Annotated in this window: 16 protein-coding genes; 11 read left to right on the forward strand and 5 right to left on the reverse strand. The window is 65.8% G+C overall.

Features of this window, described 5'->3' with window-relative positions; genetic code table 11:
* Positions 1-66 precede the first annotated feature (66 nt).
* The 8 genes from AB7245_RS42995 to AB7245_RS43030 all read left to right on the forward strand — a co-directional run bounded on the left by AB7245_RS42995 (position 67) and on the right by AB7245_RS43030 (position 6,583).
* Positions 67-729 carry an amino acid ABC transporter permease gene (locus tag AB7245_RS42995; protein WP_008131668.1) on the forward strand — a complete coding sequence of 221 codons (663 nt, stop codon included), beginning with the start codon at positions 67-69 and terminating at the stop codon, positions 727-729.
* On the forward strand, positions 726-1,532 hold the full coding sequence (locus AB7245_RS43000) for an amino acid ABC transporter ATP-binding protein (RefSeq protein WP_085398520.1): 807 nt from the start codon (positions 726-728) through the stop codon (positions 1,530-1,532). The genes AB7245_RS42995 and AB7245_RS43000 overlap by 4 nt, the downstream gene beginning before the upstream one ends.
* A complete protein-coding gene (locus AB7245_RS43005; protein WP_085398521.1) occupies positions 1,532-2,287 on the forward strand; it encodes an SDR family NAD(P)-dependent oxidoreductase in 756 nt (251 codons plus the stop codon). Before AB7245_RS43000 ends, AB7245_RS43005 begins: the two co-directional genes overlap by 1 nt.
* Positions 2,284-3,411: a muconate cycloisomerase family protein gene (locus AB7245_RS43010; protein ID WP_085398522.1), complete on the forward strand. Its 1,128-nt coding sequence runs from the start codon at positions 2,284-2,286 to the stop codon at positions 3,409-3,411. The genes AB7245_RS43005 and AB7245_RS43010 overlap by 4 nt, the downstream gene beginning before the upstream one ends.
* 254 nt (positions 3,412-3,665) lie before the next feature.
* Positions 3,666-4,085 carry an HIT domain-containing protein gene (locus tag AB7245_RS43015; protein ID WP_085398523.1) on the forward strand — a complete coding sequence of 140 codons (420 nt, stop codon included), beginning with the start codon at positions 3,666-3,668 and terminating at the stop codon, positions 4,083-4,085.
* A 9-nt stretch (positions 4,086-4,094) separates the two neighbouring features.
* Positions 4,095-5,039 carry an NAD(+) diphosphatase gene (nudC, locus tag AB7245_RS43020; RefSeq protein WP_439035667.1) on the forward strand — a complete coding sequence of 315 codons (945 nt, stop codon included), beginning with the start codon at positions 4,095-4,097 and terminating at the stop codon, positions 5,037-5,039.
* Positions 5,040-5,052: 13 nt separating this feature from the next.
* Positions 5,053-5,976, forward strand: coding sequence for a sugar kinase (locus AB7245_RS43025; protein WP_085398525.1), 924 nt, complete (start codon positions 5,053-5,055; stop codon positions 5,974-5,976).
* A gap of 97 nt (positions 5,977-6,073) precedes the next feature.
* Positions 6,074-6,583 carry an Lrp/AsnC family transcriptional regulator gene (locus AB7245_RS43030; RefSeq protein ID WP_014491365.1) on the forward strand — a complete coding sequence of 170 codons (510 nt, stop codon included), beginning with the start codon at positions 6,074-6,076 and terminating at the stop codon, positions 6,581-6,583.
* A gap of 177 nt (positions 6,584-6,760) precedes the next feature.
* On the opposite strand, the gene AB7245_RS43035 is transcribed toward AB7245_RS43030, so the two are convergent.
* From AB7245_RS43035 to AB7245_RS43050, 4 genes are all read right to left on the reverse strand, one after another.
* Positions 6,761-8,260 carry a phosphomannomutase/phosphoglucomutase gene (locus AB7245_RS43035; protein WP_085398210.1) on the reverse strand — a complete coding sequence of 500 codons (1,500 nt, stop codon included), beginning with the start codon at positions 8,258-8,260 and terminating at the stop codon, positions 6,761-6,763.
* Positions 8,261-8,469: 209 nt separating this feature from the next.
* The gene (locus tag AB7245_RS43040) at positions 8,470-8,982 is read right to left on the reverse strand and encodes a TIGR02281 family clan AA aspartic protease (protein WP_439035668.1); all 513 of its coding nucleotides are present in this window, start codon (positions 8,980-8,982) and stop codon (positions 8,470-8,472) included.
* 259 nt (positions 8,983-9,241) lie between these two features.
* A complete protein-coding gene (hrpB, locus tag AB7245_RS43045; RefSeq protein ID WP_085398212.1) occupies positions 9,242-11,719 on the reverse strand; it encodes an ATP-dependent helicase HrpB in 2,478 nt (825 codons plus the stop codon).
* A 116-nt stretch (positions 11,720-11,835) separates the two neighbouring features.
* Positions 11,836-13,152, reverse strand: coding sequence for a UDP-glucose dehydrogenase family protein (locus AB7245_RS43050; protein ID WP_354080250.1), 1,317 nt, complete (start codon positions 13,150-13,152; stop codon positions 11,836-11,838).
* A gap of 192 nt (positions 13,153-13,344) precedes the next feature.
* On the opposite strand from AB7245_RS43050, the gene AB7245_RS43055 reads away from it, so the two are divergent.
* The 3 genes from AB7245_RS43055 (at position 13,345) to AB7245_RS43065 (ending at position 18,559) form a co-directional block, all read left to right on the forward strand.
* Positions 13,345-14,412 carry an acyltransferase family protein gene (locus AB7245_RS43055; protein ID WP_085398439.1) on the forward strand — a complete coding sequence of 356 codons (1,068 nt, stop codon included), beginning with the start codon at positions 13,345-13,347 and terminating at the stop codon, positions 14,410-14,412.
* Positions 14,413-14,627: 215 nt separating this feature from the next.
* Entirely contained in the window at positions 14,628-17,681 is a 3,054-nt protein-coding gene (polA, locus tag AB7245_RS43060; RefSeq protein ID WP_085398438.1) for a DNA polymerase I, read from the forward strand.
* Between the two features lie 242 nt (positions 17,682-17,923).
* On the forward strand, positions 17,924-18,559 hold the full coding sequence (locus AB7245_RS43065; protein WP_085398437.1) for a LysE family translocator: 636 nt from the start codon (positions 17,924-17,926) through the stop codon (positions 18,557-18,559).
* Positions 18,560-18,729: 170 nt separating this feature from the next.
* Here AB7245_RS43065 and AB7245_RS43070 read toward each other — a convergent pair whose 3' ends face one another.
* Positions 18,730-19,356 (reverse strand): glutathione S-transferase family protein, encoded by a 627-nt coding sequence (locus tag AB7245_RS43070; protein WP_038959906.1) that lies wholly within the window; start codon positions 19,354-19,356, stop codon positions 18,730-18,732.
* Positions 19,357-19,382: the final 26 nt, after the last annotated feature.

Below are 19,382 nucleotides of genomic sequence, written 5' to 3' on the forward strand. Positions count from 1 at the left end.
TCGGACGGCTACGCCCGGGCATGACGACAAGTTTCTGAACTGACATCGGGTAAAAGTAACGCACGCATGTATCAGTGGGACTTCGGCATCCTCTGGAGCTATCGCTGGCTCTTTCTCAACGGGCTCGGCGTCACCGTCGGCTTCACCGTGGTCATCGTCGTGCTCGGTCTCGTCTTCGGCCTGTTCGGCGCGTTCGGCAGCCTGTCGCGCTTCAAGGCGGTGCGTCTCCTCGCCCTCACCTTCATCGAGGCGTTCCGCTGCACGCCGATCCTGGTGCAGCTGATCTGGTTCTATTACGCGCTGCCGATCCTGGCCGGCGTCGAGATGACGCCGATCACGGCCTCGGCGCTCGCACTCTCGCTCTATGGCGGCTCGTTCTATTCCGAGATCATCCGCGGCGGCATCATCTCGATCGACAAAGGCCAGTCGGAAGCCGGCGCCGCGCTCGGCATGACGCCGGGACAGAGCATGCGGCGCATCGTGCTTCCGCAAGCGATCAAGCGCATGATCCCGGCGCTGATGAACCAGTCGATCATCCAGTTCAAGAACACCTCGCTGGTTTCGGTGCTCGCCGTGCCCGACCTCGTCTACCAGAGCCAGGTCGCCGCCCATGACAGCTACCGGCCGCTCGAGACCTACACCGCGGTCGCGGTCGCCTATGCGGCGATCCTGATTCCCTTGACCATCATCGTCCGCCGCGGCGAGAAGCGACTGGCGGTCAGCGAATGAGCGAGCCATCCAGGAACACTTCGAAGATCGAGATCCGCAGCCTTCGCAAGAGCTTTGGCAGCAACGAGGTTCTGAAGAACATCAGCCTCGACGTGGCCAAGGGGGGCGTGGTGGCGCTGATCGGCCCATCCGGCTCCGGCAAGTCGACACTGCTCCGCTGCATCAATCTGCTGGTCGTGCCCGACGGCGGCAGCGTCCGCGTCGGCGACACAAGCTTCCAATTCGGCGAAGGCGCCAAGCTTCCGGACGTGAAGACACTCGCCAAATTCCGCACCACCACCGGCATGGTGTTCCAGCATTTCAATTTGTTCCCGCACATGACGACGCTTCAGAACGTCATGGAGGGGCCCGTCACGGTGCGCCGCATGGCCAGGGCGGACGCCGAGAAGCTCGCGCGCGCGCAGCTTGCCAAGGTGGGCCTTGCGGAGAAGGCCGACCAATATCCGGCGACGCTGTCCGGCGGGCAGAAGCAGCGCGTCGCGATCGCACGTGCGCTCGCGATGGAGCCGGACGTGATGCTGTTCGACGAGGCCACCTCGGCGCTCGATCCCGAGCTCGTCGGCGAGGTGCTCGCCGTCATGCAGCGGCTGGCCTCGGAAGGCATGACCATGGTGATCGTGACCCATGAGATCGCCTTCGCCCGCGAGGTCGCCGACCGCCTCATCTTCATGCGCGACGGCGTCGTGGTCGAGGAAGGTCCGGCGCGGCAGGTGATCGACAATCCGCAGGAAGCCGCGACGCGCGCCTTCCTCAGCCATTTCCACCGCACCGGCGCGTTGCCGCCGGCCAACGTAGCACCGTGATGCCTGATATCGATCGCGCCTATCTCGTTACCGGTGCCGCCAGCGGCATCGGCCGCGCCACCGCAAAACTGCTCGCGGCCCCCGGCACCGCGCTGCTGCTCCACACCCGCTCGAACGCGGAAGGTCTCGATGCCGCCGCGGCCGAAGCCGAAGCGAAAGGCGCCGCCGTCGCAAAATGCCTCGGCGATCTCGCCGAGGAAGCAGCCGTTACCGACGCCGTCGCCGCCGCGCAACGCGTTTTCGGACGGCTCGACGGATTGATCCTGGTCGGCGGTCATGCCCGCCGCGGCAGCGCGATCGGCACGCCGGCGGATCAGTTCCGGCAGGCGATGGACGAATCGGCGCTGGCGTTCACGCGGCTGGTCGACGCCGCGCTGCCGCTGCTGCGTGCCGGGCGCGATACGCGGATCGTGGCGGTGTCCTCTTTCGTCGCGCATGCGATCCGGCCGGAATTCGCACCCTTTGCCGCAACGGCGGCAAGCCGCTCCGCGCTCGAAGCGCTGGTGCGTCTCACCGCGATCGAGCTCGCAAAAGACGGCATCACCGTCAATGCTGTGTCACCCGGCCTCATCATCAAGGACAAGCCGAGCGAGAGCCGGCTCTCGCCCGAGCAGATCGCCACCACCGAGGCGCTGATCCCGATGCGCCGCCGCGGGCGGCCGGAAGAAGTGGCCGAGATCATCGCCTTCCTGGCATCACCGAAGGCGTCCTACGTCACCGGCCAGGTCTGGCACGTCAATGGAGGCCTGACATGACCGAAGCAACCGTCGAACGCATCAGGCTGTTCCTGATCGAGAGCCCGATCAAGATGGCGCGCCTCCAAGGCGTCGGCAACGTCAAGGGCACGGTGAAGCGCGTGCTGATCGAGCTCACCGCGAGCGACGGCGTGATCGGCTGGGGCGAGGCGGCACCGTGGGAAGTGTTCACGGGGACGCCGGAAGCGGCCTTCTCCGCGCTCGACATCTATCTGCGGCCGATCGTGCTCGGCAAACCCGTGCGCCGCATCCGCGCGCTGATGACCGAGCTCGACCGCGCGCTGGTCGGTCATGCCGAGGCCAAGGTCGCGATCGAGATGGCGCTGCTCGACATCGTCGGCAAGTCGTCGGGATTGTCGGTCGCCGACCTGCTCGGCGGCCGCGTGCGCGACACGATTCCCCTCTCCTTCTCCATCGCCGATCCCGATTTCGCCGCCGATCTCGAACGCATGCGAAAAATGGTTCCGGACGGCAACGTCATCTACAAGGTCAAGACCGGCGTGAAGCCGCATCGCGAGGATCTCGATCATCTCGAAGCGATCCGCAAGGAATTCGGCGACAAGGTCGATCTGCGCGTCGATTACAACCAGGCGCTGGCGCCGTTCGGCGCGATCAAGATTTTGCGCGACATCGAGGAATTCGCACCGACCTTCATCGAGCAGCCGGTGCCGCGCAAATATCTCGACGTGATGGCGCAGCTCACCGCGGCGCTGGAAACACCCGTTCTCGCCGACGAAAGCTGCTTCGACCGCCGCGACATGATGGAGGTGGTGCGCCGCGAAGCCGCCGATGCCGTCTCGATCAAGCTGATGAAAGCCGGCGGCCTGTTCGAGGCGCAGGCGATCATGGCGATCGCCGACATCGCCGGCCTGCCCGGCTATGGCGGCACGCTGTGGGAGGGCGGCATCGGGCTTGCCGCCGGGACGCAGCTGATCGCGGCAACGCCGGGCATCTCGCTCGGCTGCGAATTCTACATGCCGCATCACGTGCTGACCGAGGACGTGCTGGAAGAGCGCGTTGCCAACCGCGCCGGCCATGTCGTGGTGCCCGACGGCCCGGGCCTCGGGATCCGCGTCAGCGAGGCCTCCGTCCGCGCCAATGCGCGGGTGCTTGCGGAGGCGTGAGTTCGTCATTCCGGGGCGCGCGTAGCGCGAGCCCGGAATCCATAACCACAGGGAGGGGTTGTCGCGCGAGCTGGTCACCACGCATCTTCGCCAAACTTCTCTCTGTGGTTATGGGTCCCGGGCTCGCGCTTTGCGCGCCCCGGGACGACAGCGGAGCATGCCGCCCCCGCGGTCCCTAACCTTCCCCTAGCTAACTCCGTATCGTATGGTCCGGCCAAACAAGCCCGCCCCCATCGGGCCATCCGGAAACGCATATGTCTGAACCCGCCTGGTCGCTGCACTCCCGCCTGAAAGAGGACACCATCGACATCGGCGACCTGCCGCTCTCGAAGGTCCTGGTCATCAAGGACGCGCATTATCCCTGGCTGCTGCTGGTGCCGCGGCGACCCGATGCGGTCGAGATCATCGATCTCGACGAGGTGGAGCAGGCGCAACTCATGACGGAGATCTCCCGCGTCTCGCGCGCGCTGAAAGAGATCACCAAATGCGACAAGCTCAATGTCGCCGCGCTCGGCAACCTCGTGCCGCAGCTTCACGTCCACATCATCGCACGCCGGACCAGCGACGCTGCATGGCCGCGGCCGGTCTGGGGCGTGATGAAGCCCTTGGCGCATGACGCCACCGAGGTGCAGACTTTCATCAGCGCGCTTCGCCGCAAGATCTGGTTGGGTTGAGAACAAGAAATGTCAGCATTCGACTCGTTTCCGCTGGGACAGCCGGCCTTCGTCACCAACGTCCTCGATCGCGCCGCGCATCTGCGCCGCGACGACGAAAAGCTGTTCGCGATGGAGCAGAAGCCATTGTCGCGCGCCTATGTCGTCTACCGCGACTCGCTGCTGGTGAAGCGCGAGGGCGACAAGGCGCGCGCGCTGCTGGGAGTAGACGAGGCGCTGAAATGCGGCGCCAACCCCGGCACGATCTTCTTAGGCCTGCGCGACGGCGCCGCGGTGTTCGGCATGGGGATGTCGCAGGCGGCGGCCGAGAAGCTGATCGGCCGCGAGGACTACACCGTCACCGAGCTGCGCGGCATGGCGATGCAGGGCGCGATTCCGCCCGGCGAGCTCTCGGCGATCGCGATGGCGAAGTCGATGGTGAGCTGGCATCAGCGCCACGGCTATTGCGCCAATTGCGGCACGCGGAGCGCGGTGAAGGAAGGCGGCTGGAAGCGCGAGTGCCCTGCTTGCAAGGCCGAGCACTTTCCGCGCACCGATCCCGTCGTGATCATGCTGGTCGCCTCCGGCGAGAAGTGCCTGCTCGGCCGCCAGAAGCAGTTCCCGCCGGGGATGTATTCCTGTCTCGCCGGCTTCGTCGAGGCCGCCGAGACCATCGAGGACGCGGTACGCCGGGAAATCCTCGAAGAATCCGGAATCCGCTGCACCGACGTGCAGTATTACATGACGCAGCCCTGGCCCTATCCATCGTCGCTGATGATCGGCTGCAGCGCGCGGGCGCTCAACGAGGACGTCGTCGTCGATCATTCCGAGCTGGAGGACGCGCGCTGGTTCACCCGCGAGGAGGCCGCGCTGATGCTGACGCGGACGCATCCGGACGGGCTCGCCGGCCCGCATCCGTTCGCGATCGCCCACCACCTGCTCGGCCGCTGGGTGCACGACAAGACCGGCGCGTAAGCTGGGGCCGCCGGTGGCCATATCAGGGACCGCGCCGCACATCCTTTGCATCGGCATTCCCGTGCGCGACCTCACCTTTCGCGTCGAGGCCGTGCCCGCGCGCGGCAGCAAGGCCAACGCCACGCATCTCGCCGAGATCTGCGGCGGCAACGCGCTCAATGCTGCGATCGCCATCGCGCGGCTCGGTGGCCGGGTCTCCTTCGCAGGACCGATGGGCGATGCACGGGAAGCGTCGAGCGGCTTCATTCTCGAACAGATGGCCAGTGAAGGCATCGACACGACGCACGTGGTGCGCGTGCCCGGCCTGACCACGCCGGTCTCCGCGATCCTGATCGAGCCCTCGGGCGAGCGGACGCTGACGATCTATCGCGATCCCGGCCTGTGGAGCGTGAAGCTGCCGGACGGTGACGCGCTGCTCGCCGATTGCCGGGCGGTCCTCGTCGAGAGCCGCTGCGGCGCCCTTTGTATCGATCTCTGCGCCGAGGCGCGACGGCGCGGCATTCCTGTCATCGTCGGCGTCGATCGCGCGATGTCGTTGCAGGACGGCCTGCTCACGGCCGCCTCGCACGTGCTGTTCGCCAGCGACCAGGTGCAGGAGACGGCCGGTGTCGCCGATGACGGCGAGGCATTGAAGCGCCTGGCAGGGCTGACGCCGGCCCTTCTCGCCGCCACGCGCGGCCCGCGCGGCACGATCTGGCTGAACGAGGCGGGCAAGCTGGAGGAGACCCCGGCCTTCCCGGTTCAGGCGGTCGATACGCTCGGGGCCGGCGACGTTTTCCATGGCGCCTTCACGCTTGGCCTCGCCGAGGGCGCGGAGGTGCGGGAGGCGCTGCGATTCGCCGCGGCCGCCGCAGCGCTGAAATGCACCCGCCACGGTGGCGGCATGGCCGCCCCACAACGCGTTGAAGTTGAAGAGCTTTTACGAGGCAGGCTCTAGAGAAGTTCCACTGTTACGCCGAGATTATAGGCTTGCCGTGGAAAGATTTTCTCTATATCAGGGAAATCAGCCCCTGAAATGGAACAAAGTTCTTCAAATGACTGACCTCGCCGTGCAACTCCCCGAGACCAGCCGCCGCCTCGATGCCATCGACCGCAAGATTCTGATGGTGCTCCAGGAGGATGCGTCCCTCTCCGTCGCCGAGATCGGCGACCGCGTCGGGCTGTCCTCGACCCCCTGCTGGAAGCGCATCCAGCGCCTCGAGGCCGACGGCGTGATCCTGAAGCGCGTCGCCCTGGTCGACCAGAACAAGATCGGGCTCGGCATCTCCGTATTCGTGTCAGTCGAGAGCGCCGACCATTCGGACGCCTGGCTGAAGAAGTTCGCCGAGGCCGTGAGTGCCATGCCCGAGGTGATGGAATTTTACCGCATGGCCGGCGACGTCGACTACATGCTGCGCGTCGTGGTCGCCGACATGCAGGCCTATGACGTGTTCTACAAGAAGCTGATCAGCGCCGTGCCGCTGAAGAACGTCACCTCGCGCTTCGCGATGGAGAAGATCAAGTCGGTCACCGCGCTGCCGATCCCGGCGGTGGTGGCGGCTTAGAGGCTTAGTTCTCAGGTCTCACCACAAGGAAGCTGTCATCGCCCGGCCTTGACCGGGCGATCCAGTATTCCAGAGGCGGCGATTGGATACGGAGAAGCTGCGGCGTACTGGATGCCCCGGTCAAGCCGGGGCATGACAGCGGAGATTTGCGGCGCGGGTTGTGCTCCCTGATGCCCCTCAAATCGTCTGATTGTACGCGCCGACTTCGGGATGCGTGCGGAGCACGCTGTTCACCATCTCGAACATGTCGTGCATGCGCTGCTCGGAGACCGGGCTCTCGACCACGACGACGAGCTCGGGCTTGTTGGAGGACGCGCGCACCAGGCCCCAGCTGCCGTCCTCGACCGTGACGCGTACGCCGTTGACGGTGACGAGATCGCGGATCGCCTGGCCGCCGATCTTGGCGCCCTTGGCCTGCAAGCCTTCAAAATGCTTCACCACCTGGTCGATGACGCCGTATTTGGTCTCGTCGGCGCAATGCGGTGACATGGTCGGCGACGACCAGGTTTTCGGCAGCGCGTTCTTCAGATCGGCCATCGACTTGCCCGGCGCGCGGTCGAGCATGTCGCAGATCGCGAGTGCCGACACCAGGCCGTCGTCGTAGCCGCGTCCATACGGCTTGTTGAAGAAGAAGTGGCCGGACTTCTCGAAGCCCGCGAGCGCACCCGTCTCGTGGGTGCGGCGCTTCATGTAGGAATGGCCGGTCTTCCAATAGGCGACCTTGGCGCCCTGCTTCTGCAGCACGGGATCGGTGACAAACAGACCGGTCGACTTCACGTCGACGATGAAATGCGCATCCTTGTGGATCGCCGACATGTCGCGGGCGAGCATCACGCCGACCTTGTCGGCAAAGATTTCCTCGCCGGTGTTGTCGACGACGCCGCAGCGATCGCCGTCACCGTCGAAGCCGAGACCGACATCGGCCTTGTGATGCAGCACCGCGTCGCGGATCGCGTGCAGCATTTCCATGTCTTCCGGATTCGGATTGTATTTCGGGAAGGTGTGGTCGAGCTCGGTGTCGAGCGGGATCACCTCGCAGCCGATCGCCTCCAGCACCTGCGGCGCGAACGCGCCGGCAGTGCCGTTGCCGCAGGCGGCGACGACCTTGAGCTTGCGGGTCAGCTTCGGACGGCCGGTGAGATCGGCGATATAGCGCGCCGGATAATTCTCGTGGAACTGGTAGGAGCCGCCGGCCTTGTTCTTGAATTCGGCGTTGAGCACGATCTCCTTCAGCCGCGTCATCTCGTCGGGGCCGAAGGTCAGCGGGCGGTTGGCGCCCATCTTCACGCCGGTCCAGCCGTTGTCGTTGTGCGAGGCCGTGACCATGGCGCAGCAGGGCACGTCGAGATCGAACTGCGCGAAATAGGCCATCGGCGTCACCGCGAGCCCGATATCGTGCACCTTGCAGCCCGCAGCCATCAGGCCGGAAATCAGCGCATATTTGATCGAGGCCGAATAGCCGCGGAAATCATGGCCGGTGACGATCTCCTGCTTGACGCCGAGCTCCGCAATCAGCGCGCCCAGCCCCATGCCGAGCGCCTGGATTCCCATCAGGTTGATTTCCTTCTGGAACAACCAGCGCGCGTCGTATTCGCGAAAACCCGTGGCCTTCACCATCGGCTCGGATTCGAAGGCATAGGTGTTGGGCAACAAGACGGATTTCGGCTTGGGGAACATTGAGACGGTCTCGTGAAAATGGCGGGAATTGATGCAGCCTTAGCGAATGCCGGGCCGCAGCGGAAGGCGGGAATGGCAGCTTATGGCTTATAATTGCGGCAGTTTGGTAACGGGAAAACGCGGCCCGGCGCGAGACTTCCGCCAATGCCGTCCTGAAAAAATCCGTGCGAACGACCGTTCGTCGGCGCGGTGAGCGCCTTTGAGGCGGCTTACTGCTCCAGCACCATCTGGCCGTTGGCGTATTCGAAGCGCTTGAGGCGGGACAGGAAGGAGAGGCCGAGCAGGTTCTCCGACAGAGCCTCGTCCGGCAGCACCATGGCGTCGACGTCGCGCACGACGAGGCCGCCGACCTCGAGCATGGCGATGCGCGTGCGCGCCGCCTTGATGGTGCCGTTGGCGGTCGAGACGGTGGCGTTGTACTCGCCGCGCGAGGGACGGAGGCCAAAGCGGGCGGCCGAGCTCTCGTTCAGCGCGACCACGGAGGCGCCGGTGTCGATCATGAAGCCGATCCGTTGGCCGTCGATGCGGCCTTCGGCCTGAAAATGGCCACGGCCATCGCGGGAGATGGCGAGGCTGCGCCCACCGGCCGGCGCCGTCGCAGCAACCGTGATCGTCGTGCGCGGCGCTGACGTCGCGGAGGCGGAACTCATCCTGTCCGCCATCTGCGCCATGAACGTGCCGAGGCCGATCATGATGGCCGCGAGGATCATTATGTTACCCATCACACCACTTCCGAGCCGGAAAGCTCGATTTCACCACGCGACACGTCTGGCCGCGAGCGACGCTGCGGTCAGAGCGCCGCTATTTTGACGAAAAGGATGAGCGGAGGGTTAATGGCGCAGTGTCGCCAGTACGACAGATCCTCATCCTGAGGAGCCCGCCAACGGCGGGCGTCTCGAAGGATGGCCGCGGGCGAAAGTTGGGCCTGCATGGTTCGAGACGCGCGTTCCGCGCTCCTCACCATGAGGGTCTACTTGCGGTTCACGTCCCGCGCGGCTTGACCCGCCGGGTCGGCAGCGCGCTCGCCGGATCCTCCGGCCAGGGATGGCGCGGGTAGCGGCCGCGCAGGTCGGAGCGTACCGCGGCGTAGCTGCCGCGCCAGAAACCGGGGAGGTCGCGCGTCACCTGCACAGGGCGCTGCGCCGGCGACAGCAATTCCAGCACCAGCGGCACCTTGCCGGCGGCGATCGACGGATGGGTGTTGAGCCCGAACAATTCCTGGAGCCGCACCGCGATAGTCGGCCCCTGCTCGGCCTCGTAGTCGATCGCGAGCACGCTGCCGGTCGGCGCCTCGAAATGCGTCGGCGCCTCGCGATCGAGCCTTGCGCGCATCTCCCAGGGCAGCAGCGCCATCAGCGCGTCGGACAGATCGCCGGCCGAGATGTCTTTGAGTGCGATCTTGTCGTAGAGCGCCGGCACCAGCCAGTCGTCGCGCCGCGCGATCAGTCCGTCGTCGGACAAATCGGGCCAGCTGTCGCCCTCGGCCTTGCGCAGAAACATCACGCGGTCGCGCCACTGCTTTGCGGCCTTCGACCAGGGCAACCGGTCGAGACCTGCGGCAATCAGCCCATCTGCTAAGATGCGCGCGGTGTCCTCCGAAGGCGACACCGCGAGTGTTGCCTCCGACAGTGTGATCGCATGCAGCGCGCGCTTGCGCCGCGCGCGCAGCGCCATCGCGCCACGATCGAAGGAGATCTCGTCGACGGTCTCGATATGCTCGGCGAAATGCCGCTCGATGTCGTCCTCGCCGATCGGCGCTGCCAGCAGAACGCGGCCGCTCGCCGCCGTGCCCGTCATCTCGCCGATCGCGATGTAGGGCGCGCGGGCGAGCGACGAGGTCTGCTCCACCGCGGCGCCGCGACCATTGGCGAGCACGAAGGTGCCATTGCCGCGGTTGCGCGCGACACGGTCCGGGAAGGCGTAGGCGAGCATCAGGCCGGTCGAGAGATCGTCCTGTCCGGTTGCGGCCTTCTCCGACGCCGCCACCTGCGAAGCCCAGCGCCGCGCGAGATCGCGCGCGCTCGCGGCGCGCGGCGAGCGATCGCGGCGGAACTGGTCGCGCCGGTACTCGAGATCGACGCTGTCGCCGCCGAGCCCGCGCTCGGTGATGATGGCCGCGATCTCGGCGGCGGCTTCGCCGCTGCCCACGCGATGCGAATCCACGATCATGCGCGCCAGCCGCGGCGGCAGCGCCAGCGCGCGCAGGCTTTTGCCTTCGGCGGTGATGCGGCCGTCGCCATCAAGCGCGTTGAGCTCGGAGAGAAGGCTTTTCGCCTCTTTCCAGGCGGGCAGCGGCGGCGGATCGAGGAATGACAACGCCGAAGGATCGGCGACGCCCCATTGCGCGAGGTCGAGCACCAGCGAGGAGAGGTCGGCGCTGAGGATTTCCGGCTGGGTGTAGGGCGCAAGCGAGGCCGTCTGCGGCTCATCCCAGAGCCGGTAGCAGACGCCGGGCTCGGTGCGGCCGGCGCGGCCGCGGCGCTGGTCCACCGCCGCACGCGCAGCGCGCACGGTCTCGAGCCGGGTCAGCCCGATGTCGGGCTCGTAGCGCGGCACGCGGGCGAGACCGGAATCGACCACGATGCGCACGCCCTCGATGGTGAGCGAGGTCTCCGCGATCGAGGTCGCCAGCACCACCTTGCGCGTGCCCTTCGGCGCGGGCGCGATCGCGCGGTCCTGCACGGCAGCGTCGAGCGCGCCGAACAACGGCACGATCTCGATGCTGGCATCCTGGACGCGCTCGCTGAGGAAATTCTGGGTGCGGCGGATTTCGGCGGCGCCGGGCAGGAACGCCAGCACCGAACCGCTGTCGGCGCGCAGCGCGGACGCGATCGCATCCGCCATCTGCCGCTCGACCGGCGCATCCGCCTTGCGGCCGAGATAGCGCGTCTCGACCGGAAAGGCGCGGCCCTCGCTCTCGACAACGGGCGCTTCCCCGAGCAGCTTTGCCACGCGCGCGCCGTCGAGCGTTGCCGACATCACGAGGATGCGCAGATCCTCGCGCAGGCCGGTTTGCGCGTCGCGCGCCAGCGCGAGGCCCATGTCGGCATCGAGCGAGCGCTCGTGGAATTCGTCGAACAGGACGGCCGCGATGCCGGAGAGCTCGGGATCGTCGAGGATCTGGCGGGTGAAGATCCCCTCGGTCACCACCTCGATGCGCGTCGCGCGCGAGATCTTCGAGCCGAAGCGGACGCGGTAGCCGACGGTTTCGCCGGCGCGCTCGCCAAGCGACTTGGCCATGCGCTCGGCACTCGCCCGGGCAGCGATACGCCGCGGCTCCAGCACGATGATCTTCTTGCCCGCGGCCCAGGGCGCATCCAGCAGCGCCAGCGGCACCCGCGTGGTCTTGCCTGCGCCGGGCGGCGCCACCAGCACAGCGGCGTTATGCACCTCCAGCGTGCGCGAGAGGTCGTCGAGCACGGCGTCGATCGGGAGGGGCGTGTCGAAGCTGCGGGGCAAGGCCTATCCATTCGTCATGCCCGGCCTTGTGCCGGGCATCCACGTCTTCGACTAGAAACAGACGTGGATGGCCGGGACAAGCCCGGCCATGACGAAATCGTTGCGGCAGTGGACCGTCAGCCCTGCACCGGCGGACGGCCGATGCTCTCGTAGGTGAAGCCGGCGGCTTCCATGTCTTCGGGACGGTAGACGTTGCGGAGATCGACGACGACGGGCTGCGTCATGGTCGCCTTCAGCCGGCCGAGATCGAGCGCGCGGAACTGCACCCATTCGGTGACGATGACGAGCGCATCGGCGCCTTGCGCGCAGGAATAGGCGTCCTCGCAATAGGTGATGTTCGGCAGCTCGCCCTTGGCCTGCTCCATGCCGACGGGATCGAAAGCCTTGACCGTCGCGCCCATGTCGATCAGGCCGGTGACGAGCGGAATCGACGGCGCATCGCGCATGTCGTCGGTGTCGGGCTTGAAGGTGAGGCCGAGCACGGCGATGGTCTTGCCGCGCAAGCTACCGCCGAGCGCCTGGCTGACCTTGCGCGCCATCGCGCGCTTGCGGTTCTCGTTGACGGCCAGCACGGCTTCGACGATGCGCAGGCTCACGTCATAGTCCTGCGCGATCTTGATCAGCGCCTTGGTGTCCTTCGGGAAGCAGGAGCCGCCGAAGCCGGGCCCCGCATGCAGGAACTTGGTGCCGATGCGGTTGTCGAGGCCGATGCCGCGCGCGACTTCCTGCACGTCGGCGCCGACCTTTTCCGAGAGATCGGCGATCTCGTTGATGAAGGTGATCTTGGTCGCGAGGAACGCGTTCGCGGCGTATTTGATCATCTCGGCGGTGCGGCGCGCCGTGAACATCAGCGGGGCCTGGTTCAGCGACAGCGGGCGATAGACGTCGCCCATCACCTTGCGGCCGCGCTCGTCGGAGGTGCCGACGACGACGCGATCGGGATACTTGAAGTCGCGGATCGCCGCGCCCTCGCGCAGGAATTCGGGGTTGGAGGCGACGACGACGTCCGCCGCAGGGTTGGTCTCGCGGATGATGCGCTCGACCTCGTCGCCGGTGCCGACCGGGACGGTCGACTTGGTCACGACGACGGTGAAGCCCGACAGCGACTGCGCGATCTCGCGCGCGGCGGCGTAGACATAGGACAGATCGGCGTGACCGTCGCCGCGGCGCGAGGGCGTGCCGACCGCGATGAAGACGGCATCGGCGTCCGCGACCGGCTTCGACAAATCGGTGGTGAAGTCGAGCCGCTTGGCCTTCACATTGGTCGCGACCAGTTCGTCGAGGCCGGGCTCGTAGATCGGAATCTCGCCGCGATGAAGCGCCGCGATCTTCTTCTCGTCCTTGTCGACGCAGGTGACGTCGTGACCGAAATCCGCAAAGCAGGCTCCGGACACCAGTCCCACATAGCCCGTTCCGATCATCGCGATTCGCATGAAAAACCCTGTTCCAGCTTGGTTAACGAAACCCCAACTCGAGCGGTTTAGCATTTTCCTGAGGGGAGAGAACAGCCCGGATGCAAAAACCGGCACGCGAATTGTACCGGTAAAGAAACCTTAAACCGCAAGGCTTCACACTGCGCCACGTCCGCACAGAGCCGGGCGGACCGCGCCTCGAAACGGGACACCATGGCACTATCAGGCACAATCGCCGCGAGCGGGCTTTCCAAGGCCCCCTCGCCCGCACGTGTCGACTGGGTCGACTATGCCAAGGGCATCTGCATCGTCATGGTCGTGATGATGCACTCGGTGCTGGGGGTGGAGATCGCGGCCGGCCAGACCGGTTTCATGCATGTCGCCGTGGCCTTCGCAAAGCCGTTCCGGATGCCGGACTTCTTCCTGATTTCGGGCCTGTTCCTGCCCTTGGTGATCGATCGGGACTGGCGAACCTATCTCGACCGCAAGGTGGTGCATTTCGCCTATTTCTATGTCGTCTGGGTGACAATCCAGTTCGGCTTCAAGGCACCGGCATTCGCGGCGGAGACGAGCTGGCGCGAGGCCGGCCTGCTGTATCTGGAATCCTTCGTCGAACCGTTCGGCACGCTCTGGTTCATCTACCTGCTGCCGATCTTCTTCGTGGTCACAAAATTGACACGGCGAGTCCCGCCGCTGGCGATCTGGCTCATCGCTGCCGCGCTGGAGACGGCGCGCATCTCGACCGGCTGGACCGCGATCGACGAATTCTGCGCGCGCTTCGTCTATTTCTATTCGGGATATCTGTTCGCGCCTTACGTGTTCGCGCTGTCCGATCGCGCGCGCAACCATCCCGCACTCGCGCTGGCGGCGCTTGCGACCTGGGCGCTGGTCAATGCGGGCCTCGTCGCGCTCGGCGCCAGCGAATGGAAGATCGTCTCGCTCGCGCTCGGCTTCGCCGGCGCCTGCGCCATCATCACGATGGGCACGCTGCTCGCGCGCGCACAGTGGTTGAACTTCTTCCGCTTCTGCGGCGAGCATTCGATCGTGATCTACCTCGCCTTCTTCCTGCCGATGGCGGCGACACGAACGCTGCTGCTGCGCGCCGGCATCATTGCCGACATCGGCACGGTGTCGCTGATCGTCACCATCGTCGGCGTGATCGGATCGCTCGCGATCTGGTACGTCGCATTGCGGCTCAATGCCCGCTTCCTGTTCGAACGGCCGCAGACGTTCTGGATCGCGCCGAAGAAGGCGGGGCCAGTGTTGCAGGCGGCGGAGTAGCCGCCCTCTCGGTGTCGTCGCCCGGCTCGACCGGGCGACCCAGTACGCCGAGACGCCAGTGATCGAGCCGAGAAGCCGCGGCGTACTGGTTTCCCCGCCTTCGCGGGGAATGACAGCGGGGATGTGGGGAACGACAGTGGGGATAGCGGCACCAGCGGCCCAAAAATCCCCCGCTCAAGGCTGTCAAAGCCCGCAAAAATTCATACATTGCGGCCATGCCCAAAAGCTCCCCAACGACATCCCCGAAGACCGCCGCCAAAGCCGACACCAAACCCGCTGCTGACAAGCCTGCTGCCAAACCGGTCGCGGCGAAGGTGGCCGGCAAGGGCGACCACATCTTCCTGGTCGACGGTTCCGGCTACATCTTCCGCGCCTATCACGCGCTGCCGCCACTGAACCGCAAGTCCGATGGCTTGCAGGTCAACGCCGTGCTCGGTTTCTGCAACATGCTGTGGAAGCTGTTGCGCGACATGCCCGCGGACAACCGCCCGACGCATCTGGCGATCGTGTTCGACAAGTCGGAAGTCACCTTCCGCAACAAGATCTATCCCGAGTACAAGGCGCACCGGCCGCCCGCGCCCGATGATCTGATCCCGCAATTCGCGCTGATCCGCGAAGCCGTGCGCGCCTTCGATTTGCCCTGCCTGGAACAGAGCGGATTCGAGGCCGACGATTTGATCGCGACCTATGCGCGACAGGCCAGCGACCGCGGCGCCCACACGACCATCGTGTCCTCCGACAAGGATCTGATGCAGCTCGTGAACGACAAGATCATGATGTACGACACCATGAAGGACCGCCGTATCGGAATCCCCGAGGTGATCGAGAAGTTCGGCGTGCCGCCGGAGAAAGTTGTCGAAGTGCAGGCGCTGGCCGGCGATTCCACCGACAACGTGCCCGGTGTGCCCGGCATCGGCATCAAGACCGCGGCGCAGCTGATCGTCGAATATGGCGATCTCGAGCAGCTTCTGTTCCGCGCCACCGAGATCAAGCAGCCGAAGCGGCGCGAGGCGCTGATCGAGAATGCCGAGAAGGCGCGGATTTCGCGCCAGCTGGTGCTGCTCGACGACAAGGTCGAACTCGAGGTGCCGCTGGACGATCTCGCAGTGCACGAGCCCGACGCGCGCAAGCTGATTGCCTTCCTGAAGGCGATGGAATTCACCACGCTGACACGCCGCGTCGCCGACTATTCGCAGATCGATCCCGCCAATGTCGATGCCGATGCGTCGAACAGCAGCGGCGCCAGGGCCGGCGGCGACGCCGCCAAGGCAAAAACGTCGGAGATCTCCGGCGATCTTTTCGCCGCTCCAGCCGCGACCGCAACGGGCGGCGACAAGGGCGATAAGTCGGCCGGTCTCAAGGGCTCGCCGATTTCACTGGCCGCCGCGCGCGAAGAGGCGCTGCGCAAGCTGCCGGTCGACCGCAGCAAATACCAGGCGATCAAGACGCTCAAGGAGCTCGATGCCTTCGTCGCGCGCATCCATGACACCGGCCATGTCGCGATCGAGACGAGAGCCAACTCCATCGATCCGATGCAGGCCGATCTGTGCGGCATCGCGCTGGCACTGGCGCCGAACGAGGCCTGCTACGTGCCGCTCGCGCACAAGCAGTCCGGCGGCGGCGCCGGCCTGTTCGACACGGGCCTCGCGCCGGACCAGGTCAAGCATGCCGACGCCATCGAAGCGCTGCGGCCGGTGCTGGAATCGGCGGGCATTCTCAAGATCGGCTTCGACGTCAAGTTCACCGCCGTGATGCTGGCGCAGCACGGCATCACGCTGCGCAACGCCGACGATGCGCAGCTGATCTCCTATGTGCTCGATGCCGGCCGCGGCTCGCACGCGATCGAAGCGCTCGCGGAGCGCTGGTTCGGCCACGCCATGCTGAAGGAGAGCGAGCTGCTCGGCAGCGGCAAGGGCAAGATCACGTTCGACCAGGTGCCGATCGACAAGGCCGCACCGCTGTCGGCGGAAGGCGCCGACATGGCCTTGCGCGTGTGGCGCGTGCTGAAGCCGCGCCTCGTCGCCGAGCACATGACCGCCGTCTACGAGACGCTGGAGCGGCCGCTGGTGTCGGTGCTCGCGCGCATGGAGCGGCGCGGCATCTCGATCGACCGCCAGGTCTTGTCGCGGCTATCAGGCGACTTCGCCCAGACCGCGGCGCGCGTCGAAGCCGAGATCCAGGAGATCGCGGGCGAGCCCGTCAATGTCGGCAGCCCCAAACAGATCGGCGACATCCTGTTCGGCAAGATGGGACTGTCCGGCGGCACCAAGACCAAGACCGGCGCATGGTCGACGACCGCGCAGGTGCTCGACGAACTTGCCGAGCAAGGCCACGACTTCCCGAAGAAGATCCTGGAGTGGCGCCAGGTTTCGAAACTGAAATCGACCTACACCGACGCGCTGCCGACCTACGTCAACCCGCAGACCCATCGCGTCCACACCACCTACGCGCTGGCCGCGACCACGACGGGCCGGCTGTCGTCGAACGAGCCGAATCTGCAGAACATCCCGGTGCGCACCGAGGACGGGCGAAAGATCCGCCGCGCCTTCATCGCGACACCCGGGCACAAGCTCGTCTCCGCCGACTATTCGCAGATCGAGCTGCGGCTGCTCGCCGAGATCGCCGACATTCCCGTCCTCAAGCAGGCGTTCAAGGACGGGCTCGACATTCACGCGATGACGGCCTCCGAAATGTTCGGCGTGCCGATCGAGGGCATGCCGAGCGAAATCCGGCGCCGCGCCAAGGCGATCAATTTCGGCATCATTTACGGCATCTCGGCATTCGGCCTCGCCAACCAGCTCGGCATCGCGCGCGAGGAAGCCTCCGCCTACATCAAGAAGTATTTCGAGCGCTTCCCCGGCATCCGCGCCTACATGGACGAGACGCGCGACTTCTGCCGGAGCAACGGCCATGTCACCACGCTGTTCGGCCGGAAGATGTACTATCCCGACATCAAGGCTTCGAACGCCTCGGTGCGCGCCTTCAACGAGCGCGCCGCGATCAACGCGCGGCTCCAGGGCACCGCCGCCGACATCATCCGCCGCGCCATGACGCGGATGGAGGATGCCCTGGTCCAGAAGAAGCTGTCGGCGCAGATGCTGCTCCAGGTGCACGACGAACTGATCTTCGAGGTGCCTGACGCCGAGGTAGAGGCGACGCTCCCGGTGGTGCAGCACGTGATGCAGGACGCGCCGTTCCCGGCCGTGAACCTGTCGGTGCCGCTGCATGTCGATGCGCGCGCGGCGAAGAATTGGGACGAGGCGCATTGATGTCTCCACCAGCACGGTGTCGTCCCGGCGAACGCCGGGACCCATAACCACAGGATCGAGTTGGGCGAAGATTGCCCATGACGATCCAGCCTCAAACTCCTCCCTGGGGGTATGGGTCCCCGCTTTCGCGGGGACGACGTTGGGGTGAGATGCGGGACTCGAATTGTCCTCCGTGCAATTGCGCGATGGCTCCGCCGCGCGGCGCACATTAGAACGGTGTCGTCTCCCACACCGGTTCACGCATGCCCCACACCTCCGCCCTGCTCGGCTTCGCTCTCGTCTGCCTTGGTCTCGTGCTCACGCCGGGGCCGAACATGATCTATTTGATCTCGCGCTCGATCACGCAGGGGCCGGCGGCGGGCATCGTCTCGCTCGGCGGAGTGGCACTCGGCTTCGTGTTCTACATGCTGTGCGCGGCGTTCGGCATCACCGCGCTCTTGCTCGCCATTCCCTTTGCCTATGACGCGCTGCGCTTTGCCGGCGCGGGCTATCTGCTGTGGCTGGCCTGGCAGGCGGTGAAGCCGGGCGGACGTTCGCCGTTCCAGGTGAAGCAGCTTGCGATCGACAGCTCGCGCAAATTGTTCGCGATGGGTTTTGTCACCAATCTGCTCAATCCGAAGATCGCGATGCTGTATCTGGCACTGCTGCCGCAGTTCATCGATCCCACCGCCGGCAGCGTGCTGACGCAGTCGGTGGTGTTGGGGGCGATCCAGATCGCGATCAGCGTCAGCGTCAACGCGACGATCGCACTTGCAGCAGGGTCGATCGCGCTGTTCCTGGCGAGCCGGCCGAGCTGGATGCTGGTGCAGCGCTGGCTGATGGGCACGGTGCTGGCCGGGCTTGCGGTGCGGATGGCGGTGGAAGCGAAGAAGGTGTGATTATTTTTCTTCCTTCTCCCCTTGTGGGAGAAGGTGGCGCGAAGCGCCGGATGAGGGGTCTTTCTCCGCGCATTCGAAGACAGCTGGACTCGCGGAGACAGACCCCTCACCCGTCTCGCCGCTGCGCGGCGAGCCACCCTCCCCCACAAGGGGGGAGGGAAAAAGGCCCCTCAATCCAGCTTCGCGTCCATGCCCCGCTTCACCGCGGGACGGGCCATCAGCGCCTCATACCAGCGCTTGACGTTGGGAAAATCGGCCAGCTCAACCTTGTGGCGAGGGTGGCGCCAGGCCCAGCCCAGGATGGCAAAATCGGCAACCGAGAGGTCGCCAGCGACGAAGTCGTGGGCCTCCAACCGGCGGTCCAGCACGCCGTAGAGCCGGCGCGTCTCCGCCATGTAGCGCTTCAGGCCATAGGCGCGATCCTGCTCGTTCTCGAGCGCGATGAAATGGTGCACCTGGCCGGGCATCGGGCCGAAGCCGCCCATCTGCCACATCAGCCATTCATAGACGGGGATGCGCCCGGCGAGCGATTTCGGCAGGAATTTGCCGGTCTTTTCGCCGAGATAGAGCAGGATCGCACCGGACTCGAAGATGCTGACGGGCTTGCCGTCCGGCCCCTCGGGGTCGACGATCGCGGGGATCTTGTTGTTGGGGCTGAGCTTCAGGAAGCCCGGCGCCATCTGCTCGCCCTTGGTGATGTTCACCGGCACCACCTTGTAAGGCAGCCCCATTTCCTCCAATGCGACCGAGATCTTGCGGCCGTTCGGCGTGTTCCAGGTGTGCAGCTCGATGGTCATTCAGGCATTTCCTTCCCCGAGATATC

Origin of the sequence: Bradyrhizobium sp. 604_D8_N2_3 (assembly GCF_051810765.1) — a bacterium.
Classification (GTDB): Bacteria; Pseudomonadota; Alphaproteobacteria; order Rhizobiales; family Xanthobacteraceae; genus Bradyrhizobium; species Bradyrhizobium barranii.